This window comes from Paramicrobacterium fandaimingii (assembly GCF_011751745.2).
In the GTDB taxonomy this organism is placed as follows: Bacteria; Actinomycetota; Actinomycetes; order Actinomycetales; family Microbacteriaceae; genus Paramicrobacterium; species Paramicrobacterium fandaimingii.
On sequence record NZ_CP061170.1, the window covers coordinates 3,147,760 to 3,172,090 of the forward strand.

A 24,331-nucleotide genomic window follows, 5' to 3' on the forward strand; every position below is an offset into this window, starting at 1 on the left:
GAAAGTCACGACGGGATGGAGATCACTGCGTTCACCACGGGTTCGTGACGCTCGTCCATTTCTGCGCTCCAGGCGTCGAGATTGTGCAGCGTCGCAATGCGAAACGCCAAGGCACGCACGAGCAGCTGTCGCCATTCCGGAATACCGCCGCCCAGCTCAGCAAGCCGGTCAGCACGCCACCCATGCCAGCTCGCGGCATCAACCGCGGCGATTGCGGCGCCCAGGCCTGCCGGTCTCCAGTACGGCGCCCAATCGATGATGGCCGGCGGCAGATCGGGAGCGAACAACACATTGCCCAAGAGGTCGCCGTGAATCACCTGCGACAGGGAGTGCACGGGCTGAAACTCACGCTCAAGGCTTCTCATAAAGCTGCCCCGGGGCAGAGGGTTCTCCCCCCACGCCATGCGGTCGGCGTTGCTCCATGCGTCATCGGAGTGATCAATGAAGGCTGGGCGGGGAAGGTGAGCGATCGCCTCGTGGAAGGCGGCTCCGGCCGCAATGACGGCAACAGCGCGGGATTCGTCTGCCTCTCCTGCCAGCCACTCCCATGCCTCCCATCCACCGTAGACCCAGTTTCCGTCTGCTGCGGGTATGGGTCGTGACATTCGAAAGCCGCGATTCGGCTCAAGATCGGCGAGCACTCTCGCCTTCCAGGAGGACTCCTCTGCGTCGCCGTGCGGCCGAAACACCACGTTGCCAACCATCCAGGTTCGGCCGCGGCCGCCGGTCAGCTTCCGTGGACGTTCGGGCCCTGCGCCGAACGCAACGAGCACGTCGTCGCCAGGTCTCTCGCCTGGCGCCACGTCAGACAACGACATCGACGTGGATCAGTGATGGCGCTTTGTCTCCTGTGAGAGCTGCGAGGGTGTGCGGCTCGGGGCGTGCCAACGTCATCGAGTTGTAACGAACTGCAGCGATCATATCCGTCACACTACCAAGCACGATTTCACGCCGATGTTCGCGGCTCCGGCGTTGACGTTTTCGCCGACACTCGTGGTGCCGACACGAGGATAGTGTGCTGGTAGGAGGACGTTTTCGCCAAAGCATCCTCGCGCCAGCACAGTGCCCTCGTCTCGGCACTGTCGAATCGACAGAACTGATCTTTTGTGATGACATCACTATCGTTCACGTGACATCATTGCAGTCGATGGAGTCTGTCGGAACTGCAATCCCAGGGTTTGTCGACGCGCGCGCCGGAGAGATACGTTCTGCCGACGTCATCTTCGTGTTCGGCACTCGGTATTGGTCCCCCGCGGAAGTTGCCGCGTCGCTGTATCTCAAAGGAATGGCCCCGAAGATAGTGCTCACGGGAGGCCCTTCACGACACCCTCGCGGATTGGCAGAATCACGCATTCATTATGACCTGCTTCGGACTGCCGCAGTTCCCGGTGATGACATTCTCAGTGAAGAGACCTCCCGCCATACCGGGGAGAATGTAGCTCACGCCCTTCCTCTACTCAACCAGCTTGGATCGATCCGTTCCGTTATTGCCGTCGTAAAGTGGTTTCACCGACGCGCACTCATTACGCTCGCTCAGCAGATCCCTTCTCTCGAGCGCATCTATGCAGCCGACTACGAGCCTTTCGACCTGGACTCCCGGTCGACACTCTCCCGTTCGACCTGGCAAACGTCATGCCTGGAACGCGTCGATCGAGAGACGCAATACCTGCGTTCGCTCAGGGACGAGGGAACAGATCTCCTCACTCGGACGAACAGCGGATGGACACGTACGCAGGACTAAGCTGCGTTTCATTCCGCGGTACGCGAATGGCCGCGGCATCCATAAGGTTCCGGCGGCCACCCGCGGAACGCGCCGCGTCGCATTGTCTCGAGAGAATGGCGTCGAAGATCATCGTCACGGGTGTGGGACGTTCAGCCGAGATCGTCGACCGTGGTCAGGCAGAAGGGATGCCCTGCCGGGTCGGCGAAGACGAGACATCGACCGGCGTTCGGCTGGAAATCGTATTGTCGCGCGCCGCAGCGGATCGCCCACTCGGCTGAGGTCGCGAGGTCGGTCACGAAGAAATCAAGGTGGAGCAACGACGAATCTTCGGGCCATTGCGGCTCCCGGTAGTCGGGCACCCACATGAAGTCCAGTCGTCCACGGGCGCTTCTCATCGATGCGCTATCGCGCTCGGCAGCGAACGTGACCTCGCCTCCCGTGAGTTTTGCGTAGAAGTCGGCGAGCGCGAGCGGGTCGGGACAGGCAAGCGTCGTCGTGCTGTACCGAATTCCGGTGTCCATGCACGCGAGGCTACCGCACCAGTGACCTTGCCCGACGGATTGCTCGGCTGCCAGAGAACGCAGCACAAGGCAACGTCTCGCAGTTCCGTAGTGTGGTTCGCATGGGAACGAGCACAGAAACGGAATGGACGACGCTGTCACGAACGGTGTCGTACCGCGGTCGGATGACGATCGTCGACCATGCCGTGCGACTCGGCGACGGCACAGAGACGTCTTACGACTCGGGACGCAATGACAACGTGCCGGCACGAGGGCAGAGTGCCCGCACGAGGACGTTTTCGCCAGAACGCCCTCGCCCCGGCACAGTACCCTCGTCTCGGCACTGGTTAGCCGAGATCGTCGATCCACCCCTCTTCGTCGCCCGAGCTGCAGGCGCGGCGAACGAGGCGCTTGCACAGCTCGGTGGAGCACGCAGATCGTCGGCACGCTTGTAGGCGCGGATTACCGAGTGTTACCGTTATTGTCTCGTTGGCTCGGGTATTGGGCGGGCACGACGACTCAGCACTGTCCGCCCACCACGAGGAGTGAACCCGTGAACGATACATTCTCAAGCATCCGACCTCACTCGCCGCACACTTCCCGCGCCGGAGAGGTGGCTCTTGTGACCGGCGCAGCACGAGGCATCGGTACCGAGATCGCCCGCCAACTCGCAGCCGCAGGGATGATCACCTACGTCGGGGCCCGCGATCCTCACGCTGCCCGTCGAACAGCTGATGCGTTGTGCGCCGAAGGGTCAGACGCACGCCCTATGACTCTCGACGTGACCCGCCCTGGCGATGTCCGCTCCGCAGCGGAGCACATCGAGGCAGAGCATGGCCACGTGGACGCGCTCGTAAATAACGCGGGAATCGTTGTCGAATGGGGCATACCCGTACCCGACGTCACTGTGGAGCAGATGCGCGATGCATACGAGGTTAACGTTTTCGGCGCTGCAGAAATGCTGCACGCGTTCGCCCCGCTGCTGCGCCGCGCGCCGTCCGCCCGAGTTGTCAATCTGTCCAGCCCCCTCGGATCGTTGACTCTACTTGGGAACGCCGACCACCCCGTCGCGCAGCGCGGTCTGCTGGCATACAGCTCTTCCAAAGCCGCGCTGAATGCCGTCACTCTGCTGTTTGCACGAGCTCTCGCACCGGACGGAACCAGAGTCAATGCAGCAAATCCGGGACTTGTAGCGAGCGATTTGAACCGGGACTCTCCGTATCCACGCGGCATCCGATCCGCGGCTGATGGAGCGCGGGTTCCGGTCAAACTTGCGCTCGCGACAGATGGCCCAACCGGATGCTTCCTCGGCGACGATAACGGAGATGCGACAGCGCACGTGCCGTGGTGACGCCGTGTGCGCAACGGCTCAGATGCGAGCGATCGGGAATAGTGACACCTAGCGCGGGGCGACGCCAAGCAGACGACGGCCCTCCGGACGCACTGCGAGCTCCGACGGCACAGGCGGAGTCTCGACAGCGGGGTCGTGCAGATGACACGCCACACTGCGGTGCGGCTCGTCATCGCCGAACACCGTGCCGCCGAGCTCCGGCACGAGCTGCGCGCACGCGTCGACCGCATACGGGCACCGCGTTCGAAAGCGGCATCCGCTCGGCAACGACAGCAGATCCGGCGGCGACCCGGGAATGCCGCCGAGCTCACGCTTTGGCCCCCGCAGCGGCGGGAACGAGTGCAGCAGTCCAGCCGTGTACGGGTGCCGCGGCTCGTGGTAGACCTCGCGGCTTCCGGCATCTTCGACGATCTCGCCCGCATACATGATCGCGATGCGGTCGGCCAGCTCGATGAGCAGCGACACGTCGTGCGTGATGAAGATCACCGAGAAGCCCAGCTTGTCTTTCAGCTCGATGATCTGTTCAACGATCTGCCGCTGCATCACCACGTCGAGCGCTGTCGTCGGCTCGTCCATGATCACCAGCTCAGGCTCGAGAGCCAGCGCCATCGCGATCATCACACGCTGACGCATGCCGCCGGAGAGCTGGTGCGGATAGCTGTCGAGCCTGTCGGTCGAGATCCCCACCATCGTGAGCAGCTCGGCGGCCCGCTCGCGCATCGCCGAGCGCGACATCTTCTCGTGCGCGGCGATGCCGTCGATCAGCTGTTTGCCCACGCGGTAAACGGGATTGAGCGCGTTCATCGACCCCTGGAAGACAATCGCCGTGTCGCGCCAGCGCTGCGCCCGCAGCTGCTTCTCGCTCATGCGCAGCAGGTCGCCTGACTCGCGGCTGCGTGAGCTGGTGAACATCACCTCTCCCCCGGTGATCACGCCGGGTGGAGGCAGCAGCCTTGTCGCCGCGTAGGCGAGCGTCGACTTGCCGCATCCACTCTCGCCGGCGAGCCCGAGGATCTCGCCCCGGTGCAGCGTCAGGTTCACGTTCGACAGTGCGCGCACCGCGTCATCGTCGTACCCATAGTCGACAGAGAGGTTGCGGATCTCAAGCAGCGGCTCGGCCTGCGTGCGCTGCGGTGTGGTGATGGTCACGCGGTGACCTCCTCTGCTGTCTCTGCGTTCGCGCCCGAGCGGGCGACAGTGGTTTTCGGATGCTGCGGCTCGCCGCCATGGTAGACCGGCGTGAAGCCGATGCGCGCCCTGATCTTCTTCTTGCGCAGCAGAGCGGCCGAGGCCGCCGTGTTGCGCAGCCGCGGGTTGACGAACTCGTCGATGCCGAAGTTGATGAGCGTGAGCGATGTGCCGACGGCGGCGATGCACAGCCCCGCGGGCACGAACCACCACCATGCGCCGAGCACGAGCGCCTGGCTCGACTGCGCCCAGAACAGGATGGTTCCCCAGTTCCACTCGGAGATGCTCGTGACACCAATGAATGCGAGCGTCACCTCGGAGAGAATGGCGAAGATCGCCGTTCCGATGAAACCCGAGGCGATGATCGCCGTGAGGTTTGGCATGATCTCGAAGAAGATGATGCGCCACATCGGTTCGCCGTTGGCGCGAGCCGCCTCGACGAAGTCACGCCCCCGAATCGAGAGCGTCTGCGCTCGAAGCACGCGCGAACCCCACGCCCACCCGGTGAGCGCGATGATGAGCGCGATTGTCACTCCGCCTGCCGACGGCACGAGAGCGGCAACGATAATGATCAGCGGCAGCGCCGGGATGATCAGGAAGACGTTGGCGAGCAGTGAAAGCAGCTCGTCGCCCAGCCCGCCGATGAAACCGGCCGTCACGCCGACGATCACCGAGATCGCCGTGGCGAGCACGCCGGCAAGCAGACCGACGAGCATGACGCCACGCGTGCCGACGAGCAGCTGCGAGAAGATGTCCTGCCCCGTGTTCGTTGTGCCGAGCCAGTGGTCTGCGCTCGGTGGCTGCAGTGAGTCTTGTGTGACGGCGTTGGGGTCGTGCGGGGCAATCCAGGGCCCGATCACGGCGAGCACGAGAAAGAACGCGAGCATGATGAGCCCGATGAGAGCCTTGCGATTCTGCAGAATGCCGAGCGAGCGTTTGCCCTTCGCCGCAGCTTTCTCTGCGGGCGCTACATCGGTGAGACCAATGGGATCTGCCTGTACGGACATCGATCAGCCCTCCACTCTCGTGCGCGGGTCAAGGAATGCATAGACGAAGTCGGCGAGCATGCTCGCGACAAGCACCGAGATCGTGACGACAAGGAACGCCCCCTGCATGAGCGGGTAGTCCTTCGAGCCGATTGCCTGAAAGAGCATGTAGCCGATGCCGGGGTAACTGAACACCATTTCGGCGACGAGCGTGCCTCCGACGATGAAGCCGAGCGACAGCGCGAACCCGGAGATGCTCGGCAGCACGGCGTTGCGCGCGGCATAGCCGAACATCACCTTTCGCTCGGGAATACCCTTCGCTTGAGCGACGGTGACGTAGTCTTCGCTCGACACCGTCACCATCATGTTGCGCATGCCGAGAATCCATCCAGAGATCGAGCTGATGATGATGGTCAGGGCGGGGAGGATGCCGTGGTAGATCGCCCCGCCGATGAACTCCATGTTCCACCCGGGCAGCGTGCCGGGGTCGTAGCCGCCCGCAGCGGGGAAGACCGGCCACGTCACGGCGAACAGGGCGATTGCGATGATGCCGAGCCAGAAGTAGGGAATGGCAGAGAAGAAGTTGGCGATCGGCAGCAGGTTGTCTGCCCAGGTGCCGCGTCGCCAGCCGAGCCCGACACCCGCGAGAGTGCCGAGAAGAAAGCCGATGATCGTCGAGAGCCCGACGAGCGCGATCGTCCACGGGAGCGACTGCGTGAGAATCTGACTCACGGGGGTGGGAAAGTACGTGAACGAGATGCCGAGATCGCCGTGGAACAGATTGTTCAGGTAGGCGACGTAGTCCTCCCACAGGGTGCGATTCTCATCGAGGCCGAACAGCACATACAGCGATTCGACAGCATCCGTGTTGAGTCGCCCCTGAAATTTGTTGATCAGGGACTGCACGGGGTCGCCAGGCAACATGCGGGGAATGAAGAAGTTGAGTGTGACGGCCGCCCACGCTGTGAACAGATAGAAGCCGAGTCGGCGCAGAAAATACTTCATGCTTGTGCCGCCCCTGGCTCCTTGGCCCCGAACGCGGCTTCGCGTTCGGCCGCGGCGTCATCTGCATAGAGCCAGCACGCCGACTCCTGGCCGTCGTCACCGGCGAACATGGGCGGTGCGTCTGTGCGGCAGCGCTCCATGGCAAACGGGCAGCGTGGATGAAACCGGCATCCGGTCGGCGGGCTGATGAGGCTCGGTGGCTCCCCCGTCGCTTCGGTCTTCTCGAGCTCTTCGAGCCGGTCGGCGTCGGGCGCAGAGGCAATGAGCAGCTGGGTATACGGGTGTCGAGGATGCTGCGTGACAGCCTCGCTCGGACCACGCTCGACGATCTGCCCCGCGTACATCACGAGCGTGCGATCGGCGAAGTACCGGGCAGACGCGATGTCGTGAGTGATATAGAGAACAGCGAGGTGGAAGCGGTCTTTGAGGTCGCGCAGCAGGTTGAGAACGCCGATGCGAATCGACACGTCGAGCATCGAAACGGGCTCGTCTGCAAGTAGCACCTCGGGATCCGCTCCGAGAGCACGGGCGATGGCGACGCGCTGACGCTGACCTCCCGAGAGTTCGTGGGGGAACTTCTCGAGGTAGCGCTCGGGAGGAGTCAGGTCGACGCGCTCGAGCAGCTCACGGAGCATCCGCTCCCTCTCGTCTGTCGTCATGCGCCCTCGATGGATGGTGAGAGAGCGTGTGAGCACATAGCGCACGCGGTGAATGGGATTGAGCGATGCGAACGGGTCTTGCAGAATCATCTGCACGCGGCGGCAGTACGCCCGAAACTTGCGGCCGAACCGAGCGGTGACCCGGCGTCCGTCGAACAGCACGTCACCAGCTGTGTTCGGCATGAGCTTGGCGAGCAGACGGGCGACCGTCGATTTGCCCGAGCCCGATTCGCCGACGAGCGCTACCACTTCGCCTGCGTGAAGCTCGATGTCGATTCCGTCGACAGCGTGAACCACACGACGTCCCGCCCCCTTCACGGGGAAATGCTTTGTGAGGTCCCTCGCGGCGAGAAGTGGCTCGTCACTCATCGTTCCTGCCTTCCTTGTGTGCGTGAAGCAGCAGCCGGGGCGGGCGCGAACCCGCCCCGGCAGGGTGCTACTTCGCCGGTGTGAGCTTCATCACGATCATCGAGATGCTGGGCTGCGTCGGCTGCGGCACGGCATACGGGTCGTCTTCACTCGGGAATCCCGTCCAGTACTTCGTGCTGTACTCCGCGCCGATCGGGCCGGCGGCCATCGGAATCGCGGGCACTTCTTCGACGAAGATCTCTTGAATGCGGTCCATCATCTTCTGGCGTGCGTCCTCGTCTGGCGTCACAGCGTAATCGGCGAGGAGCTGCGTGACTTCGTCGTTCTCGAACCGGCCGAAGTTCCACGATGCGCCCTCGCCGATCGGCTTGAGCTGAGCTCCGTCCATGATGTTCGAGTAGATGTCCCACGGGGTTGCCCCGGTGTTCGTCCAGTGCAGCGATGCCTGGAAGTCGCCCTCGGCGAGCGCGCTCGTCCACGCGTCGACGGTGGGGGTCTCGACTGTTGCGTCGACACCGATCTGCGACAGGTTGTCTGCCATGATCTGCAGGCTGGCGAGGTAGTCAGACCAGCCGGCCGGGTCGATGAATTCAACGGTCACGGCGTTACCGTCAGGGTCAAGGAGCTTGTCGTTCGAGTCCCAGGTGTAACCGGCATCCTCGAGCACGCTCTTGGCTCCATCGACGTCGACCTTCTGCGTCTTGCCCTTGTACTTCTCGGCTGTGAATGCGTCACCGGCGGGCGAGGGCAATCCGGTGACGGTGTCAACGAGACCTTTGAACCCGGAGTAGCCCTGCTTGTGCACGGCACCTCGGTCAATCACCATGTTCGCCGCCTTGCGCATTGCCACGTTGTTGAATGGCGCTTCCTGCGTGTTGAGGAACAGCGCGTCGATGCCGAGGCCCGTGGGCATATATGCCTTGTTGGTATCGGACTTCGAGATGTAGGTCTTCTCCATGTCGGGAATGAACACGTAGCTCCACTGGGCCGAGCCAGAGAGCAGCGCCGTCAGCTGAGCATTGTTATCGGTGTAGGAGGTGTACCGAATCTCGGGCACAGGAGGTTGACCGCCCCAGTAATCGTCGTTCGGCTCAAAGGAGATCACCTGCTGGGTCCACGACGTCAACGTGTACGGCCCGGTTCCCACTGGGTCCTTGTTCGTGTCTTTCGTCGGGTCATCCATCTTCGACCAGATGTGCTCGGGAACGATGAACGTGCCGAGCACCTTCGTCTTGTTGAGCAGCTGCGACGAATCGAACGTGACGGTGACCGAGTCGCCGTCGACGGAGATGTCTTTGTACCCGATGGCATTCGCGTTGAAGCCCTCGGTGTCTTTCACAAGATTGAACGTGTATGCGACGTCGTCGACGGTCATCTTCTCGCCATCAGACCAGGTGACGTCGTCGCGAGGGGTGATGGATACCGACGTGTAGTCGTCGTTCCACTCCCACGACTTCGCGAGCCATGGTTCTGGCTCTGTTGCGGGATCCGTCGGGTTCCACTGAGCGAGCGGCTCGTACATGAGCCAGGTATAACCGAGACTGGATGCCGCGGATGTGGCGATGAACGGGTTGTTGTTGTCTGTCTGCGGACCATTCGGCATGCCGATGGTCAGGGGGTGCTCGGCACCGCCCCCATCGTCGCCTCCCGAACCGCTGCAGCCGGTGAGTACCAGGGCGAATGCTGCTGCCCCGACGGCCAGTTTGGCCATCATTCCTTTCTTCACTGTGTGCCTCCTTGCACATTGCGCCCGAGTGGGCGGTGGGGTTTTGTGAGGGTGATTTCGAGTGGAAGGTTTGTGCTCGAGCTGCCGACACGAATGCGATAGGGGCCGAGCGGATGCTCCCATGACGACGTTGCGACATTCCACGTCTCGAACACGCGGCGCGGCAGCCTCACGTCGACGATGCCTGTTGCTCCGGCGGCGACGGTCGTCTGCGCGAAGCCGCCAAGCCACCGCACAGGGCGCGAGGGGTCGCCCGAGGCATCCTCGATATACGCCTGAACCGTCTCGCACGACGACCGGTCGCCGATATTCTGCAGCTCAACCTCGATGCGCACGTCGCCGTCTGCGCTCTCGATCTCGCGCACGGCGCTGTAACGCCACGTTCCGTAGCCAAGCCCGAAGCCGAACTCGCGGGCCGGCGTGGCGCTGCCGGCGAGCCAGCCGCGATAGCCGACGTGCACGCCCTCGGCGTAGTCGACGATGCCGTCAATCGGCACCGCGTTCGGAACAGGGCAGTCGTCGAGACGGGCGGGCAGCGTCCACGGCAGCCGCCCGGCGGGCTCGGTGCGGCCGGTGAGCGCGTCGACGAGGCCGGTGCCGCCCTCTTGCCCCGGCAGCCACCACCACAGAACGGCTGACACGTCATCGATCCACGGCAGCAGCACGGGGCCGCCCGCGTTCACGATCACGATGGTGGGGGTCCCTGTCGCTGCGACGGCACGCACCATGTCGTCCTGCCGTCCGGGCAGATCGATGTTCTGCCGATCCCAGCCTTCGGACTCGGTCTCTTCGTTCGTGCCGACGATCACGAGGGCGACATCGGAGTCGCTCGCTGCCGCGACGGCATCCGCGATCTCCTCCTCGAGTGAAAGGGCATCGGGCTCGTGCCGCAGCGCAAAGCGCACGAAGGTGCCGTAGCCGTCGGCGTGCACAACCTGAAGGCGCGCGTCGATGTGCACATCGAACGGCACGTCGCGTGCAAACAGGCGCGCAGGGCCGTCTGGGTTGTTGGCGCTCGAATTGAGAATCACCTCTGACCCGGCGAGCACATCAGACTCCGACACAATCTCGTCATTGAACCGGATGCTGTGGGCGCCGCAGGTACCCACGTCAATGCGGTGCGTTCCTGCCGCGAGTCGCACGCGTGCCCGAACCCGCGCACTGCGCGCGCGGCTGTCGACGTGGCGGTTCCAGGCCTCGCCGCCCGGTGCAACGACCGAATCTCCGAGCGGAGAGCCGTGGTCGTCGAGAAGTGTGAGCTCGTAGCCGGGTTCGCCGTCTGGCGTCTCGACGAGGGCCGGGTCGATGCCCGGTGCGTGCGCTCGCGCCGAGCCGCCACGCGAGACGGTGAGCTGGGCCGCGGGGAAGGCAGCGCGCACGGCGTCTGCGGGGTGCGTCGCGTATGGCGCATGAACGAATGCACTGCCGCCTCCCTGAATGAACGGGTCGACGACGTTCGGGCCCAGAAGAGCGATGCGGCGTGGCGCGGCGCCGTCTGTGCTCGTGCCTGCGCTGCTGTCTGTGGCGAGCGGCAGCACTCCGTCATTGCGCAGCACGACGATCGAACGTGCGACGGCTTCGCGAAGCAGCGCTCGGGTTGCCTCGGCCGAGTGGGTGTCGGGGTCGACGCCGTCACGCGGCACGTCGACGCCAGGGGGAACGGATGCCTCGCGTCCGATGGCCCCGACGCGCTCGGCGAGCCGCAGCATCCGCTCGATCTTGTCGTCGATTGTGTCTTCGCTCACCTGGCCGCTGCGCACAGCGTCGAGAAGGTTCTGCTCCCACGGCCCGCCTGGCCCCGGCATCACGAGGTCAAGGCCCGCGTTTGCGCTCGCGACGGTGGACTGCGTGGCAAGCCAATCGCTCACGACAACGCCGTCGAATCCCCACTCGTTCTTCAGCACGTCGACGAGCAGGTGTGCATGCTCCGTTGCGAGGTTCGATTCTGTGCCGTCATCGATGCGGTTGTACGCCGCCATGACGCACCACACGCCCACGTCACGCACGAGTGCCTCGAACGGTGCGAGATACACCTCGCGGAGTGCGCGCTCGTCGATGCGGGCGATGTAGCTCGTTCTGTCGGTCTCGGACTCGTTGCCGACGTAGTGCTTGACGCAGGCTGCGACACCGTTGCGCTGAATGGCGTCGATGTACGGCGTGGCGAGTGCGGTCGTGAGCAGCGGGTCTTCCGAGAAGCACTCGAAGTGCCGCCCACCGACGGGTGTGCGCTGCAGATTGACGACGGGAGCGAGCACGACGTCGACGTTCTTGCGTTTGGCTTCACGCGCGACGAGTGCGCCGAGGTCGGCAGCGAGCTGCGGGTTCCACGTCGCGGCGAGCGCCGAGGGGCTCGGCAGCTGGGCCGATGGCGTGAGTTCTTCGTCAACCCCGCGCACACCGATGGGGCCGTCGGAAACGACAATCGCGCCGAGGTCGAGTTCTGCAACCTCGTGGAGTGCCCAGGGCGTCGCTCCCGTCAGCAGCCGAATACGCTGTTCCAGCGGCACGGCGCGAAGACGCTGCCGCAGCTCGGCATCCGACCCGATGGGCTGATGCTCGTTGTCTGGCGCTTCGGCGCTGGCATCCGTTTGGCCGCCAGCCGCGGTGGGGGCAATGCTCACGTTCTCTCCACTCTGAGGAACCGATGTTGACTCGTAGGGGAGACTGTAGCAATACTTACAAACAAGTTAGTAAGCTTTTTCTGTCACATTTTGGTAACAGCGCTGTACGTTAATGTGAGCGATGAGAGGAACTTCGCATGGGGAGCAAGACCGATGATGGCCGCATCGTGCCCGCCGCGGCGCGCGTAGCGAAACCGCAGGCACGCACGGCGGCGAAGCGTGAAGGCATCCTCAAAGCTGCGCTGTCGGTGTTCGGCACGCGCGGCTATAACAACGCCGCTCTCGCCGAGATCGCCGAGCAGGCTGGCATGACCCACGCGGGCGTTCTGCACCACTTCGGATCGAAGGAGGGCCTGCTCGTCGCCGTGCTCAAATACCGTGACGGCGAAGAGACGAGCGGAGTCGAGGCCCGCGCCCAGGTGGAAGGCCCTGCGTTTCTCGAGCACATGCTCGAGACCGTCATCGAGAACATGTCACGCCCTGGCGTTGTGCAGACCTACGCCGTGCTCTCCGCAGAGTCGGTCACCGACCGCCACCCGGCACAGGAGTACTTTCGCGGCCGGTTCGCCGGGCTGCGCCGCAAGATCGCAGGCGTCATCGCGGGAGTCGCCGGGCGCGAGATAGACGACGAGGTGAAGGATGCCGCAAACGCGGTGATCGCCGTGATGGACGGCCTTCAGGTGCAATGGCTGCTTGAACCGGATGCTGTCGATATGCCGCGTACCGTCGCGATGATTCTCGACGAGCTCATCGAGCGCCTCTCCACGGGCACGCCGGCACCATCCGCCGTTGACCGCGCATCGCATTTGGCGCCCGGTCGTGCCGAGACGAGGGCATAGTGCTGAGACGAGGACGTTTTTCGAGAGAACGTCCTCGTCTCAGCACAGTTTCCTCGTTTGCGCACACTGCCCCGCGCCCGGAGAGTGCGCCCAGCGATACCATTGAACCGGAGGATCCCCGGTGGCAGGTGCACGAACACGCGAGCGCGGTGAGCTCGAGCGCGCCATCATGGCGGTGCTCTGGTCAAGCGAGACAGCCCTCAGCGCACGCGACATCCAAGAATCGCTGAGCGGCCGCGCCCCCGCCTACACGACAGTGCTCACGACGCTCGATCGCCTCGAGGCGAAGCATCTCGTCAGCCGCATCGCCGAGTCTCCTCGCAAGGTGCGCTTTGCTCCCGTGCGCTCTGAGCCCGAGCAGGCAAGCCACTCGATGCACACGGCTCTCGCCGACGTCGGCGACCGTCGCGCGGCGCTTCTCAAGTTCACGGGAGACCTTGACGACGACGATCTCGCTGTGCTGCGCGCCGCCATCGATTCGCCGCGCCGAAAGCACGGAAAGTAGCCGACGGATGCTGCTCTCCGCTGCTCTGCTCGCGGCTGCCCTCGTGCTCATTGTCGTCACGCCCACTGTGCTCAAGGCTGGGCCGTGGGCGGTGCATCACCCGCGCACAGCTCTGTTGATGTGGTTCTCTGCCTGCGCGCTCGGCTGCGCGAGCGCCCTCGCTTCCATCGGCGCGGCTGTCGTCGGTGGGCTCATGGCCGGGGATGCGTCGGATGGCGCAACGGCGATCGCGCTCACTGTCGCCTCCTGGCTCGGCCTCGGCATCGTCGGCGCCGCAAGTGCGCTGATCGTCACGACGACAGAGCCCATCGTGCATGAATCGAGAGTAAGACTGCGCGATGTCGTGCCCGCAAGCGGCTCCGTTGACGAGCGCCGAGATCTCACGCTCGCGCACATCGCGAGCAATGACGTCGTCGCGTGCTCGCTTCCGGGCCGCGACCCGGCAATCATCATTCCCTCGCGGCTCGAAACGGCGTTGACGCGCCCTCAGCTGCAGGCGGTGCTCGCGCACGAATACGCCCACCTTCGCGGTCGCCATCATCTGCTGAAGAGCGTCGTCCGCATCAACGCGGCGTGCCTTCCGCCTCGGCTGCGCGCGGGCCGCGATTTTGAGCGCGCGACGACACTCCTCTTGGAGCTCATAGCCGACGATTCCGCAGCCAAGCAGGCGGGCCCCGTGCACCTCGCCAACGCCCTCGCGGCAATCGGAGACCTCTCGGGAGACGCCGGGCTGCACCTGCGCGCCGAGCGCCTCACAACACGCCGGTGGCCGCGAGCGCGCTCGCGGCGGGTGCCCGTGGCTATTCGCCTCTGACGAGCGCCGACGTCGCGGCGGTGGCAGCGGCATCCATTCCCGCATGTGCATGCGGATCAGCGTTCGAGAGAAGACCACTGATCACCACGACGACAACAAGCAGCGCAGCCTCGATCAGCACCGCGTACCGAAGTGCGCTCCACGCTGCCGTGTCGTTAGCCTGCCGCGAGATGAGCGGCATCAGCTGACCTCGGTTCCACGCCGCAGCGACGCCGACACAGAGCACGAGCACCGTCTTCACAACGAGAATGCGCCCGTATGCCGTCGTGACGAGCGCATCTGGCTCGTCGAACACGAGCACGGCCAGGGCACCGCCGGCTGCTGCAAGAACGATCACCGTCACGAGCGCAACGCTCGAGAATCGCGCCGTCACGCGCGCGGCCGCCATCGCTGTGTCACCGGGCTCCCCCGCGCGCGCACCGGCGTAGTACAGCGCGAGCGCGCTCGTGCCTCCTACCCAAAACGCGGCGGCCACCAAATGCACGACGTCAACCGTCTGAATCAGCCAGAGCGGCTCGACGCTCTGCGTGTGCCCGAGTAGAACGGGAACGGATGCCGCCGCAGCCGCGCCGACCACGGCGATGAATCCCGCCACGACGGGTGCGCCTCGGCGACGCCGAACCGCCAGCATCACTGCGGCGAGGGCGATGCCAACGACAGAGAGGGCACCGGATGCCGCAAGTTGCCACCAGATCGCCTGAACCCACGCGTCCGGGTCAACAATGTCACCGAGGTCTCTGCCCGACACGCGCAGCGCCTGGGTGATCACGAGCAGCGGCGCGAACACAACGGCGGCGGCCCCCGCGGCCGTTCGAACTCGACGAAGCATCCGCGGTGCCGCGTTCGACCCCAGCACGAGCACCTCGCAGAACACCATTCCGGCGAACACGAGCAGCGCGAGCGTGTGCGCACCCTGAACGAGCAGCGCAACGGTCTCGGTGGCGGGCGAGATTGAGAACATCAGCTCGCCACCATGGGCCAGCACATCACGACCATGCCCACGCACATCGTCGCATTTGCCGAGGCATGAAGGCGCCCTCTTCCCGCTCGTCGCACGGCCGTGAGGCAGAAGAGCACCCCACCGGCGATCAGCAGCGCGACGAGCACGGAGCCGCTCAGTCCGGCGACAGGCCCGAGCATCCCGTGGCTGTGTGCCATAACCCGTGACGTGTCGACATTGTGCTCAGTCATCGGCCGCATGGCGACGACCATCCAGACCATCACGAGCATCATCACGAGGTGCGACAGCTGGTGCAGCGCAAAATGCGGTGATGCCTCACCACGACGCCACTTCACCACGACCCGCCCCGCGAACCATGCACTCCCGGCGCCGAAGACGAGCGCCTGAGGAAGGGCGGGGATGCTCGTCCACCACGGCCAGCACATGGCGACCATGTCGAGGCTCATGATCACGTGCAGCACGTGACCCGTGCCCTGGCCGATGCTTCGACGTGCCGCCGTGAGGCCCAGCGAATGCAGCGCCGTCGCGGCGAAGAGGAGTGTGAGCGACCACTGAAGCCACGCGCCCTCGACCATGCATCTCTCCCGCTCATCAGCATCCGTTTTACCTACTATCTCATGTAGAGTTAACCGGTGAGCAATCTCGACTCCCCCATGCGACAGCAGATGCCGCCGGCACTCTCGTGATTCGCCGAAATCGCGGGCTCATCACCGTCGTCTCGCTGTTCGGCCTCACCGTGCTTCTCGCAGTCCCCATCGCGACAACGGTGATCTCGGGCGACGCCCCGTACACTGCCGTCGTCAAAGGTTTTCCCGGCCTCGACGTGGCGGTTGCCACGACGCTCGCGCACACGATTGCCGGCATCTCGTCGACGGCGACGGTCGGCGCCCTCGTGACACTGCTGTTTCTGCGCGATGCTCACGGCGCGGCGTCGACGAAGGTGCCCGCCGGAATCGAGCTCGCGGTGCTGCGCATTTCCTCCGCCGTCTGGTCGGTCTCTGCGGGCGCCCTCGTCGTACTCGAGGCCGCCGATGCAAACGGCGTTCCGCTGTCGAAGCTCAACGAACCGGGCGCCTTCGCCTACCTGTTCACGGCAAGCTACCACCCGGGCGCGTGGGCCATCGCATTCGTGCTCGCGGGGATCGTGTGCATTGCAAGTCAGTTTTCGACGCGCTGGACGGGGCTGCTCGTTCCACTTGCGGCCGCGATCTTCGGCCTGCTCGTGCCCGCCGCCGTCGGCCAGCTGCTCGTTGGGCGAAACCACGACGTTGGCAGCGATGCCGGATACCTCGTAACGATCGCTGCCGCCGTGCACTTCGGCGTGATCATCGTCGCGGCCGCACGCGCGGCAACCGGTCGGCTGATGCCTCCCGCGCTGCTCACGCGATTCACGGGAATCGTCTCTGTGAGTCTCGTCGTGCTGATCATCGCCGACCCGATCGTCTCGCTCTTCAAACTCTCGGGCACCGGCATCCTCGACTCCGTCACCGGGTGGCAGGTGGTCGCACGCTGCGCCGTGCTGCTGGTCGAAGCTGCCGTCATCGTTGCGCTTGTGTTCCGGCTGCGAACCGGCCGGCTTACCGATCGCATTCTCACGACCAGCTTCGCCATCGCCGGACTCTGCGCCGCATCGTGGGTGGCTGTCGACGTAGCGATCAGCCGCATCCCTCCTCCCAACTACTTTCAGGCGACGACGATCGCCCAGGTGTACATGGGATTCAACACACCGGATGCCCCGGCCCCTCTCGTGCTGTTCACACACTGGCGTGTCAACATCCTGTTTCTCGCCGCGGCCACCGCCGCCGTCACCGTGTACCTGATCGCCGTTCGCACGCTGCGCAGGCGCGGCGACGCGTGGCCCGTCGGACGCACGATCGCGTGGATCACCGGCTGGGCCGTCGTCGTGTTCGCCACAAGTTCCGGGTTCGGCCGCTACTCGGCACCGGACTTCGGCATCCACATGATCGTGCACATGACGCTCAACATGCTGGCGCCGCTGTTCCTCGTGCTCGGCGGAGTCATCACGCTGCTGCTGCGTGCGTCGAGGCCCGCGCGCACGGGGCCGGTGGGGCCGCACGAGTGGATCTCTCGCGTTCTGGCGTGGAAGCCGCTGCATCTCATCTTCAACCCACTGCTGGTGTTCATCGGCTACATCGTGTCGTATTACGGGCTGTACTTCAGCCCGATCTTCGGCGATTACATGCGGTTTCACTGGGCGCACCAGCTCATGAACGTGCACTTTCTCATGATCGGGTACCTGTTCTATGCGCTCGTGATCGGCGTTGACAGGCCGCCGCGCCCGCTTCCGCACATCGGCAAGCTTGGTTATGTTCTCGCGGCGATGCCATTCCACGCGTTCTTCGGTGTCATCCTCATGACAAGCACCGACATCGTCGCCGAGACCTTCTATCGCTACCTCGACATGCCCTGGGCCGACCTCGCGGCGTCGCAGTATGCGGCTGGCGGCATCGCCTGGGCCGGAGGCGAGATTCCGCTGATGATCGTGATCATCGTGTTGGCCGTTCAATGGTCCAGGCAAGACGGGCGCGAGGCAAAACGGGTCGACAGACACATTGATCTGGGGCGCGACGACGAGTTCGACGAGTACAACGCCATGCTCGCCTCGCTTCGGGACCGCCAGACACCAGCAGGCCCGAGCCCCCAGACCGAGAATGCAGACACCCGCGACACAGAAACGAAGGTCTCACGATGACCGCCGAAACCGTCACGACTCCCCCACGCGACTCCGCCTCTGCCGTTGCCGACATCGCCCTCGATCTCGACATCTCGGGAATGACCTGCGCGGCCTGCGCCCGCCGAGTCGAGCGCACGCTCAACCAGCTCGACGGCGCGAGCGCCACGGTGAACTATGCAACCGAGCGCGCCCGCGTGCACGGCATTGACGATTCGGATGCCGCCGAGGCGATCGCCCGCGTCGAGAAGGCCGGCTATGGGGCACACGTTCACGACGAATCCGATGACACCTGGTCGAAGCGGGCGACAGAGAACCGCATCACGTCGCTGCGCCGCCGCCTCGTCGTCTCAGCTCTGCTCACGGTTCCGCTCATGGACATCACGATCGTGCTCGCCCTCGTTCCGGGTTGGCGGTTTCCCGGCTGGGAGCTCGTGTGCGTGCTTGCCGCTCTGCCGATCGTGACCTGGGCAGCGTGGCCTTTTCACCGCGCGACGCTGCGCAATCTGCGCCACGGCTCGGTGAGCATGGACACGCTTGTCTCACTCGGCATCGCCGCCTCGTTCGGCTGGGCCGTGCTGCCGCTGCTGCTCGGGTTCGGCGACACGGGAGACCCGGGGTTCTGGTTGGGCTTCGGCATGACTCCGGCGGGAGCAAGCTCGATCTATCTCGACGTCGCCGCAGGAATGACGACGTTTCAGCTGGCCGGTCGCTACTTCGAAACGCGGTCGCGCCGCAAGGCGGGCGACGTGCTCGGGGCGCTCGGCGCACTCGCGGCGACGCACGTGCGCATCCGTCGCGACAGCGATGCATCAGAAACAATCGACAGCGTCGAGCCGATCGCCGCGCTTCGCTCGGGCGACCATGTCGTCGTGCTGCCCGGAGAGACGATTCCCGCCGACGGCGAGGTGCTCGATGGCATGGCCGCCGTCGACACGAGCATGATGACGGGCGAGCCCGTTCCCCACGACGTCTCCCCTGGCTCGGTCGTGACCGGTGGAACCGTGAGCACGAACGGGTGGCTGCTGATGCGGGCATCATCGGTGGGCGCTCACTCGCAACTCGCGCAGATGGCCGCCCTTGCCGAGCGGGCGCAGGCGCGCAAGGCGGGCGTGCAGACGCTTGTGGACCGCATCACCGGCTACGTCGTGCCTGCCGTGATCACGCTTGCCGTCATCGTCACCATCGCCTGGACGCTCTCGGGCACACCTTTTACTCACGCGTTCGGCATCGGCATCTCGGTGCTCATCATCGCCTGCCCCTGCGCACTGGGCCTCGCTACGCCGACAGCACTCATGGTCGGCATCGGCAGAGGCGCGCGCCTCGGCATCCTGATCAAAGGTCACGACGCCCTCGAGGCAAGTGGAATGATCTCGACTGTCGTGCTCGACAAGACCGGAACCCTGACGACGGGGCGGATGTCGGTGCACGCCGTGACGGCGACGGGCGCGCTGCCGGTTCACGAGGTGCTACGCGCGGCGGCAGCCGTCGAACACGGTTCGGAGCATGCTGTGGCGACAGCGATTCTGGCGGAGGCGAAACAGCGGGTGGCGGATGTTCCCGGCGCACGCGAGGTCGCGGCACACCCGGGCCTTGGCATGCAGGCACGCGTTGACGAGCACGATGTGCTTGTCGGAAGCCCGGCGCTCATGCGTGAGCACGACGTCGACCTGACCCGGGCAGAGAACGCAATCGATGCCGCCGTCGACGGGGCACACACCGTCGTTGTCGTGGCGATCGACGCGCGCGCCGTCGGCGTCATCGAGATCGCCGACACGATTAAACCGGATGCCGCAGAGGCTGTCGCCGCATTGCGTGCTCAGGGCATTCGCACAGTGCTCCTCACGGGTGACTCGGAGCGCGCCGCCCGCCGCATCGCGGCCGAGGCCGGCATCGCCGAGGTCCACGCAGAGGTTCGCCCTGCCCACAAGGCAGATGTGATTCGCGAGCTGCAAACCAACGGAACGAAAGTGGCGATGGTGGGCGACGGCATCAACGACGCTGTCGCCCTCGCGGCCGCTGACCTGGGCCTCGCCATCGCGTCAGGAACCGACATCGCGATGAAGTCCGCCGACATCATCGTCGTGCGCGATGACCTGCTGGCCGTGCCCGAGGCGATCGCGCTTGCGCGACGCACACGTCGCACGATCCGTTGGAACCTTGGCTGGGCGTTCGGCTACAACCTCGCTGCGCTGCCGATCGCCGCGATCGGGCTGTTGAACCCGCTCATTGCGGCGGCGGCCATGAGCCTGTCGAGTGTGCTGGTGGTCTCCAACAGCCTTCGCCTTCAGAACGTCGAGCTGCGACGGCGCTGACGACGGATGGCCGATGACGTCAGAGTGTCAGAGTGTCAGAGTGTCAGGGAAGCGTGACCGCCTCGTGTGCCTCTGCCGAGTCGTAGGCGGCGAGCACCACCTCGATGACATGGCGCGCATGGTAGAGCGACACCGCAGGCTGCTGCCCGCCAACCGCTGCGGCAAAGTCGCTCAGCTCCGCCGTAAACGCCTGCTGAATCGGGTCGCTGTCGGGCTCCCACAGCATCCGGGTCTGTCCATCGATGCGCACGCGCGTGCCGGTGATCGGGTCGGCGATGATGACGCCTTGCTCGCCGACGATCACGAGCTCGTCTGAGTACTCGGGGGCATCGGAGACCACGGTGATGGATGCTGTCGCTCCGCTCTGAAGCTGCAGGGTGATGATGCCGTCGGTTTCGACGTCGACGTCGTAGCGGTTCATGACCGTCGCGCTCACCGAGCGCGCCGTCGACGCTGCGAGCCACAGCGTGCGGTCCACGCAATGGGCGCCGATGTTCATCAGGGCACCGCCGCCGGCGACGGCCTTCGAGAAGAACCACTCAGAGCGGGTGCCCGGGCGATAGTCGGTCGTGCGATAGTCCCGCAGAAGCGTCGGCTCCCCGATCGCCCCCTCGGCGATGGCCGCGGCGGCCGCGAGCTTGTCAGGCATGTAGTGCTGAATGTGACCGACCATGAGGGTCGTGGATGCTGTCGCCGCAGCCTCGCGCATTCGGTCGCACGCGTCGAGTGAGATGGCCATGGGCTTCTCGACGAGCACGTGCAGGCCTGCTTCAGCCGCGTCGATGGCCATGGGCGTGTGGAGTGCATGGGGAGTGTTGACGATGACGGCGTCGATGCTGTCGCTCGCGTACATCTCGCGGTAGTCGTCGAAGATCCGTGCTCCAACGGGTGCAATAGCTTTCGCCGCCGCGGTGCTGACGTCGCAGACCGCTGCCAGGTCAATGCCCAGCTCGTGGGCCGCGTGCGCGTGATAGCCGGCGACGGCTCCGGCGCCAATGAGTCCGATGCGCATGTCAGGAATCCTTTCGAGTCGGCGAGGCGGGTTGCGACCATTCACGTGCCCGCGGTCAGTCGTCGGCGGACGTCGCGTCAGCGGCATCCTGAACCGCCGCCTCAAAGTCAGCCGCCTGCGACAGCCCGGCGACACCGAGGCTTCTGCCTTGCGGATCGCTCGCGATAACGCGCATTCCGCGCTCGCCGCACCACGAGGCGAGAGCAGCGAGCATCCAGACGGCAACCGACTGCAGCTGCGTCACCTCGGTGAGGTCGAGCACGATCACGGCAGGCGCAATGCGATCGGGCGGCCGCGATTCGAGCCAGTCCTCAAGATCGAGAATGAGTCGCTCAGCACCATCGAAGTCGATGTAGCCACGCAAGCGCCACACGGCGAGATCGTCGGCGTTGTCGGCGAGAAGCTGTGCTGCGTCAGCATCCTGAATCGCACCGAGCCCTTCGTCGAGCTCCTCCGACGCCGACGAGACCTCTGCGGCCGAAAGGGACAGTGGGCGGTGCAGAATGTGCAGCCCGAAACGACGGGCCAGCTGCTGGGCCGCGACGACCGCCCGAACGCTCGCACCGCTGTGATCGAGGCGCGGACTGAAGAGACCGAGGCCAAACTCACCAGGTGATGCGGCGACAAGCCCTCCGGCAACGCCCGACTTCGCTGGCAGCCCCGCACGCAGCAGCCACTCGCCCGCGTAGTCGTACATTCCACATGTGGCCATGATCGTCATGACGTGCTGACAGGTCTCGGCGCTGGTGACGCGGCGGCCGGTGATGGGGTTGACACCACCGTTGCCCAACGTTGCCCCCATGACGGCGAGGTCGCGAGAGGTGACGAGAACGGAGCACTGACGGAAGTAGACGTCGAGCGTCTCGTTCACGTCTGCCGTCAGCGATCCGGCACTGCGCATGAGGTAGGCGAGCGCCCGATTGCGGTCACCGGAAATGCGTTCCGACGTGAAGACGGATTCGTCGATCGACAGGTCACGGCCGGCGAATGCACTCAGGCGGGTGAGGATGCGCTTGAAGCGGTGCTCTGGCGTTGACCCGTTGACCAAAGACGTCGTGACGATCGCACCGGCATTCACCATGGGGTTCGGCGGTCGACCTGTGCTCGACTCGAGCTTCACAGAGTTGAACGCTTCGCCGCTGGGCTCGGCACCAACGCGGTCATGCACGGCGTTCATGCCAATGTCGTCGAGGGCAAGCGAGTAGACAAACGCCTTCGACACCGACTGGATCGTAAAGGGAACGTCGGTATCGCCGCTCTCGTACACCCGGCCGTTCAAACCGCACAGGGCGATGCCGAACTGATCGGGCGCGGCATCGGCAAGCTCGGGAATGTAATCGGCAACGTCACCGCGGCGATCTGCGAGAAGCCGATCGTGCACGACGTCGAGAAACGAGGTGACGATGTCAGAAAGCGTCGCGGGAGACCTCATTTGCCCATGCTACGTGCCAGAAGTGCCGAGACAGCATCCACGATTCGTTCATCGGCCCGAAGCCCGTGTTCCTGCGTGCATCGGATGGCCCGTCAGCTCTGGCTATTTTCGTTGTTCGGAATTATGATTCCATTCATGACCTTCGGCACGGTGGACACATCGACGCGCCTCCTCGATGTCATCGAGCACGACATCGTCCCGCTCACTCGCGAGGGGGTCGCACTCGGGAACAAGCTCTTCGGGGCAGCGATCCTGCGACGAGACGACCTGTCCGTCATTGTCGCCGAGACGAATAATGAGGTGGAGAATCCGCTCTGGCACGGCGAAATCCACGCCATCAAGCGCTTCCACGAGTTGCCCTCTGCGCAACGCCCAGATCCCGCCGATTGCGTCTTCCTCGCCACGCACGAACCGTGCTCCCTGTGCCTGTCGGGAATCGCGTGGGCCGGCTTCACCGAGTTCGCATACCTGTTCAGCCACCAGGACTCGGCCGACTCGTTTGCGATTCCCCACGACATCCGCATTCTGAAGGCTGTCTACGCGGTGCCGGACCCCGACCGCGACGCTCCGGCGCCGGGCCGTGACCTCTACAACCGAGACAACGAGTTCTTCACAAGTCACGCGATCGCCGGCCCGTCTGAGCTCGATGGTCAGATCGCGTGCATTGCCGCGACATACGACGAGCTGTCGGCGACGTACCAGCGGTCGAAGGGTTCAGCGGGCATCCCGCTCGCGTAGAGGGCGGCCAGAAACCAGAAAGCTAGAGAGGATTCACAGCGATGTCGGATCATGACTCATACATCACGAAGGCTCCCGAAGCCCTTCAACCGACCTTGAAGCAGGTGCGCGCACAGCTTTCTGCTTCCCTCCCGGATGCAGTTGAAGTCATGAAGTACAACATGCCCGGGTTTGAGGTGGCAGGCTCCATCGTCGCCGGCTACGCCGCGTTCAGCCAACAGTGTGGCCTTTACCTGTCACCTGGTGCCATCACGGCGCTCGCAGACGACATCGCAGCTGCCCGACTCAAGGCGAGCAAGACCGGCGTCACCTTCTCGGCCAGCAAACCAATTTCGGACGACCTCGTTCGACGGCTCGCCCTGGCGTCCCGGAAGGACCTCGGAGTGTGAGTGAGATCCGCGGCGTTCTGATCCCGGACGAGTAGCCGGTCAAACGCCATCTATCAACGGTGAATCCGCATGCGCTGTGGTATGCAGGTACGCATGGAGATCCGCCGCGCGATGCCCGTAATCACGACGAACAATCTCGCCCAAACACGCGAGTTCTATGAGAAATTTCTCGGCTTTCGGGTGGCGATGGATGAAGACGGGATGCTCATGCTCGCGTCGACGAGTACACCGACAACGCAGATCATCATCGCCTGGAGTAGCCCGACTGCGCTCGACCCGGAACTGCTCGAGGTTGACGTTTCAGTTGAGGTGGCCAACGTCGATGAGGCGCACAGGCGTGCTGTTGTTGACGGGCTTAGCGTCATTCGCGAGCTTCGGGATGAGCCTTGGGGCATTCGGCGCTTCTTCGTCCGCGACCCCAGCGGCCGTACGATCAACGTCGCCAGCCACATTGCCCACCGGTCCTGATCAAGGCCCCGAAAACGGCGCGGAGTCAGACCGGGAAT

23 protein-coding genes are annotated in these 24,331 nt (G+C 64.7%); 11 read left to right on the forward strand and 12 right to left on the reverse strand.

Annotation, left to right across the window (positions count from 1 at the left end):
* Positions 1-5 precede the first annotated feature (5 nt).
* Entirely contained in the window at positions 6-818 is an 813-nt protein-coding gene (locus HCR84_RS15205; protein WP_166979647.1) for a hypothetical protein, read from the reverse strand.
* 311 nt (positions 819-1,129) lie between these two features.
* On the opposite strand from HCR84_RS15205, the gene HCR84_RS15210 reads away from it, so the two are divergent.
* On the forward strand, positions 1,130-1,741 hold the full coding sequence (locus HCR84_RS15210) for a YdcF family protein (protein WP_166979645.1): 612 nt from the start codon (positions 1,130-1,132) through the stop codon (positions 1,739-1,741).
* 131 nt (positions 1,742-1,872) lie between these two features.
* On the opposite strand, the gene HCR84_RS15215 is transcribed toward HCR84_RS15210, so the two are convergent.
* A complete protein-coding gene (locus HCR84_RS15215) occupies positions 1,873-2,244 on the reverse strand; it encodes a VOC family protein (RefSeq protein ID WP_166979643.1) in 372 nt (123 codons plus the stop codon).
* A 101-nt stretch (positions 2,245-2,345) separates the two neighbouring features.
* On the opposite strand from HCR84_RS15215, the gene HCR84_RS15220 reads away from it, so the two are divergent.
* Both HCR84_RS15220 and HCR84_RS15225 read left to right on the forward strand, forming a co-directional pair.
* Positions 2,346-2,678, forward strand: a complete 333-nt coding sequence (locus tag HCR84_RS15220; protein ID WP_166979642.1) for a hypothetical protein — start codon at positions 2,346-2,348, stop codon at positions 2,676-2,678.
* Between the two features lie 98 nt (positions 2,679-2,776).
* Positions 2,777-3,574, forward strand: coding sequence for an SDR family NAD(P)-dependent oxidoreductase (locus HCR84_RS15225; protein WP_218043581.1), 798 nt, complete (start codon positions 2,777-2,779; stop codon positions 3,572-3,574).
* A 48-nt stretch (positions 3,575-3,622) separates the two neighbouring features.
* Here HCR84_RS15225 and HCR84_RS15230 read toward each other — a convergent pair whose 3' ends face one another.
* The 6 genes from HCR84_RS15230 to HCR84_RS15255 all read right to left on the reverse strand — a co-directional run bounded on the left by HCR84_RS15230 (position 3,623) and on the right by HCR84_RS15255 (position 12,128).
* Positions 3,623-4,723 (reverse strand): ABC transporter ATP-binding protein, encoded by a 1,101-nt coding sequence (locus HCR84_RS15230; protein ID WP_218043582.1) that lies wholly within the window; start codon positions 4,721-4,723, stop codon positions 3,623-3,625.
* Positions 4,720-5,769 carry an ABC transporter permease gene (locus HCR84_RS15235; RefSeq protein WP_218043583.1) on the reverse strand — a complete coding sequence of 350 codons (1,050 nt, stop codon included), beginning with the start codon at positions 5,767-5,769 and terminating at the stop codon, positions 4,720-4,722. Before HCR84_RS15235 ends, HCR84_RS15230 begins: the two co-directional genes overlap by 4 nt.
* Positions 5,770-5,772: 3 nt before the next feature.
* A complete protein-coding gene (locus HCR84_RS15240; protein ID WP_166979638.1) occupies positions 5,773-6,753 on the reverse strand; it encodes an ABC transporter permease in 981 nt (326 codons plus the stop codon).
* Complete coding sequence (locus HCR84_RS15245; RefSeq protein ID WP_166979636.1) at positions 6,750-7,781, reverse strand: ABC transporter ATP-binding protein; 1,032 nt, start codon at positions 7,779-7,781, stop codon at positions 6,750-6,752. Before HCR84_RS15245 ends, HCR84_RS15240 begins: the two co-directional genes overlap by 4 nt.
* Before the next feature lie 67 nt (positions 7,782-7,848).
* Entirely contained in the window at positions 7,849-9,507 is a 1,659-nt protein-coding gene (locus tag HCR84_RS15250) for an ABC transporter substrate-binding protein (protein WP_235940722.1), read from the reverse strand.
* Positions 9,504-12,128: a beta-glucosidase family protein gene (locus tag HCR84_RS15255; protein ID WP_235940723.1), complete on the reverse strand. Its 2,625-nt coding sequence runs from the start codon at positions 12,126-12,128 to the stop codon at positions 9,504-9,506. Before HCR84_RS15255 ends, HCR84_RS15250 begins: the two co-directional genes overlap by 4 nt.
* A gap of 137 nt (positions 12,129-12,265) precedes the next feature.
* Here HCR84_RS15255 and HCR84_RS15260 point away from each other — a divergent pair, with 137 nt between their 5' ends.
* The 3 genes from HCR84_RS15260 to HCR84_RS15270 all read left to right on the forward strand — a co-directional run bounded on the left by HCR84_RS15260 (position 12,266) and on the right by HCR84_RS15270 (position 14,286).
* Complete coding sequence (locus tag HCR84_RS15260; RefSeq protein ID WP_166979633.1) at positions 12,266-12,967, forward strand: TetR/AcrR family transcriptional regulator; 702 nt, start codon at positions 12,266-12,268, stop codon at positions 12,965-12,967.
* Between the two features lie 121 nt (positions 12,968-13,088).
* Positions 13,089-13,472, forward strand: a complete 384-nt coding sequence (locus tag HCR84_RS15265; RefSeq protein ID WP_166979631.1) for a BlaI/MecI/CopY family transcriptional regulator — start codon at positions 13,089-13,091, stop codon at positions 13,470-13,472.
* A 7-nt stretch (positions 13,473-13,479) separates the two neighbouring features.
* Complete coding sequence (locus tag HCR84_RS15270; protein ID WP_166979629.1) at positions 13,480-14,286, forward strand: M56 family metallopeptidase; 807 nt, start codon at positions 13,480-13,482, stop codon at positions 14,284-14,286.
* Here HCR84_RS15270 and HCR84_RS15275 read toward each other — a convergent pair.
* Positions 14,273-15,247: a CopD family protein gene (locus HCR84_RS15275; protein ID WP_166979627.1), complete on the reverse strand. Its 975-nt coding sequence runs from the start codon at positions 15,245-15,247 to the stop codon at positions 14,273-14,275. The two genes, HCR84_RS15270 and HCR84_RS15275, sit on opposite strands and share 14 nt — an antisense overlap.
* Positions 15,247-15,822, reverse strand: a complete 576-nt coding sequence (locus tag HCR84_RS15280) for a DUF5134 domain-containing protein (RefSeq protein WP_166979625.1) — start codon at positions 15,820-15,822, stop codon at positions 15,247-15,249. The genes HCR84_RS15275 and HCR84_RS15280 overlap by 1 nt, the downstream gene beginning before the upstream one ends.
* 107 nt (positions 15,823-15,929) lie before the next feature.
* Here HCR84_RS15280 and HCR84_RS15285 point away from each other — a divergent pair, with 107 nt between their 5' ends.
* Together HCR84_RS15285 and HCR84_RS15290 are read left to right on the forward strand one after the other, a co-directional pair.
* Positions 15,930-17,960, forward strand: a complete 2,031-nt coding sequence (locus tag HCR84_RS15285; RefSeq protein ID WP_195706658.1) for a cytochrome c oxidase assembly protein — start codon at positions 15,930-15,932, stop codon at positions 17,958-17,960.
* Complete coding sequence (locus HCR84_RS15290; protein WP_166979623.1) at positions 17,957-20,254, forward strand: heavy metal translocating P-type ATPase; 2,298 nt, start codon at positions 17,957-17,959, stop codon at positions 20,252-20,254. The genes HCR84_RS15285 and HCR84_RS15290 overlap by 4 nt, the downstream gene beginning before the upstream one ends.
* A 43-nt stretch (positions 20,255-20,297) precedes the next feature.
* Here HCR84_RS15290 and HCR84_RS15295 read toward each other — a convergent pair whose 3' ends face one another.
* Together HCR84_RS15295 and glsA are read right to left on the reverse strand one after the other, a co-directional pair.
* A complete protein-coding gene (locus tag HCR84_RS15295; RefSeq protein WP_166979621.1) occupies positions 20,298-21,266 on the reverse strand; it encodes a Gfo/Idh/MocA family protein in 969 nt (322 codons plus the stop codon).
* 55 nt (positions 21,267-21,321) lie between these two features.
* Positions 21,322-22,698 (reverse strand): glutaminase A, encoded by a 1,377-nt coding sequence (gene glsA, locus HCR84_RS15300; RefSeq protein ID WP_166979619.1) that lies wholly within the window; start codon positions 22,696-22,698, stop codon positions 21,322-21,324.
* A 135-nt stretch (positions 22,699-22,833) separates the two neighbouring features.
* Between glsA and HCR84_RS15305 the strand changes: the two genes are divergently transcribed.
* The 3 genes from HCR84_RS15305 to HCR84_RS15315 all read left to right on the forward strand — a co-directional run bounded on the left by HCR84_RS15305 (position 22,834) and on the right by HCR84_RS15315 (position 24,293).
* Entirely contained in the window at positions 22,834-23,436 is a 603-nt protein-coding gene (locus HCR84_RS15305) for a nucleoside deaminase (RefSeq protein WP_166979617.1), read from the forward strand.
* A gap of 41 nt (positions 23,437-23,477) precedes the next feature.
* A complete protein-coding gene (locus HCR84_RS15310) occupies positions 23,478-23,825 on the forward strand; it encodes an iron chaperone (protein ID WP_166979615.1) in 348 nt (115 codons plus the stop codon).
* Positions 23,826-23,918: 93 nt separating this feature from the next.
* Positions 23,919-24,293 (forward strand): VOC family protein, encoded by a 375-nt coding sequence (locus HCR84_RS15315; RefSeq protein ID WP_166979613.1) that lies wholly within the window; start codon positions 23,919-23,921, stop codon positions 24,291-24,293.
* Positions 24,294-24,331: the final 38 nt, after the last annotated feature.

Coding starts and splice junctions, on each gene's coding strand:
- glsA (WP_166979619.1), bottom strand. CDS start 22,698: ATGAGGTCTCCCGCGACGCTTTCTGACATCGTCACCTCGTTTCTCGAC.
- HCR84_RS15220 (WP_166979642.1), top strand. CDS start 2,346: ATGGGAACGAGCACAGAAACGGAATGGACGACGCTGTCACGAACGGTG.
- HCR84_RS15280 (WP_166979625.1), bottom strand. CDS start 15,822: ATGGTCGAGGGCGCGTGGCTTCAGTGGTCGCTCACACTCCTCTTCGCC.
- HCR84_RS15290 (WP_166979623.1), top strand. CDS start 17,957: ATGACCGCCGAAACCGTCACGACTCCCCCACGCGACTCCGCCTCTGCC.
- HCR84_RS15305 (WP_166979617.1), top strand. CDS start 22,834: ATGACCTTCGGCACGGTGGACACATCGACGCGCCTCCTCGATGTCATC.
- HCR84_RS15275 (WP_166979627.1), bottom strand. CDS start 15,247: ATGTTCTCAATCTCGCCCGCCACCGAGACCGTTGCGCTGCTCGTTCAG.
- HCR84_RS15270 (WP_166979629.1), top strand. CDS start 13,480: ATGCTGCTCTCCGCTGCTCTGCTCGCGGCTGCCCTCGTGCTCATTGTC.
- HCR84_RS15205 (WP_166979647.1), bottom strand. CDS start 818: ATGTCGTTGTCTGACGTGGCGCCAGGCGAGAGACCTGGCGACGACGTG.
- HCR84_RS15310 (WP_166979615.1), top strand. CDS start 23,478: ATGTCGGATCATGACTCATACATCACGAAGGCTCCCGAAGCCCTTCAA.
- HCR84_RS15295 (WP_166979621.1), bottom strand. CDS start 21,266: ATGCGCATCGGACTCATTGGCGCCGGAGCCGTCGCCGGCTATCACGCG.
- HCR84_RS15245 (WP_166979636.1), bottom strand. CDS start 7,781: ATGAGTGACGAGCCACTTCTCGCCGCGAGGGACCTCACAAAGCATTTC.
- HCR84_RS15235 (WP_218043583.1), bottom strand. CDS start 5,769: ATGTCCGTACAGGCAGATCCCATTGGTCTCACCGATGTAGCGCCCGCA.
- HCR84_RS15240 (WP_166979638.1), bottom strand. CDS start 6,753: ATGAAGTATTTTCTGCGCCGACTCGGCTTCTATCTGTTCACAGCGTGG.
- HCR84_RS15215 (WP_166979643.1), bottom strand. CDS start 2,244: ATGGACACCGGAATTCGGTACAGCACGACGACGCTTGCCTGTCCCGAC.
- HCR84_RS15260 (WP_166979633.1), top strand. CDS start 12,266: ATGGGGAGCAAGACCGATGATGGCCGCATCGTGCCCGCCGCGGCGCGC.
- HCR84_RS15315 (WP_166979613.1), top strand. CDS start 23,919: ATGGAGATCCGCCGCGCGATGCCCGTAATCACGACGAACAATCTCGCC.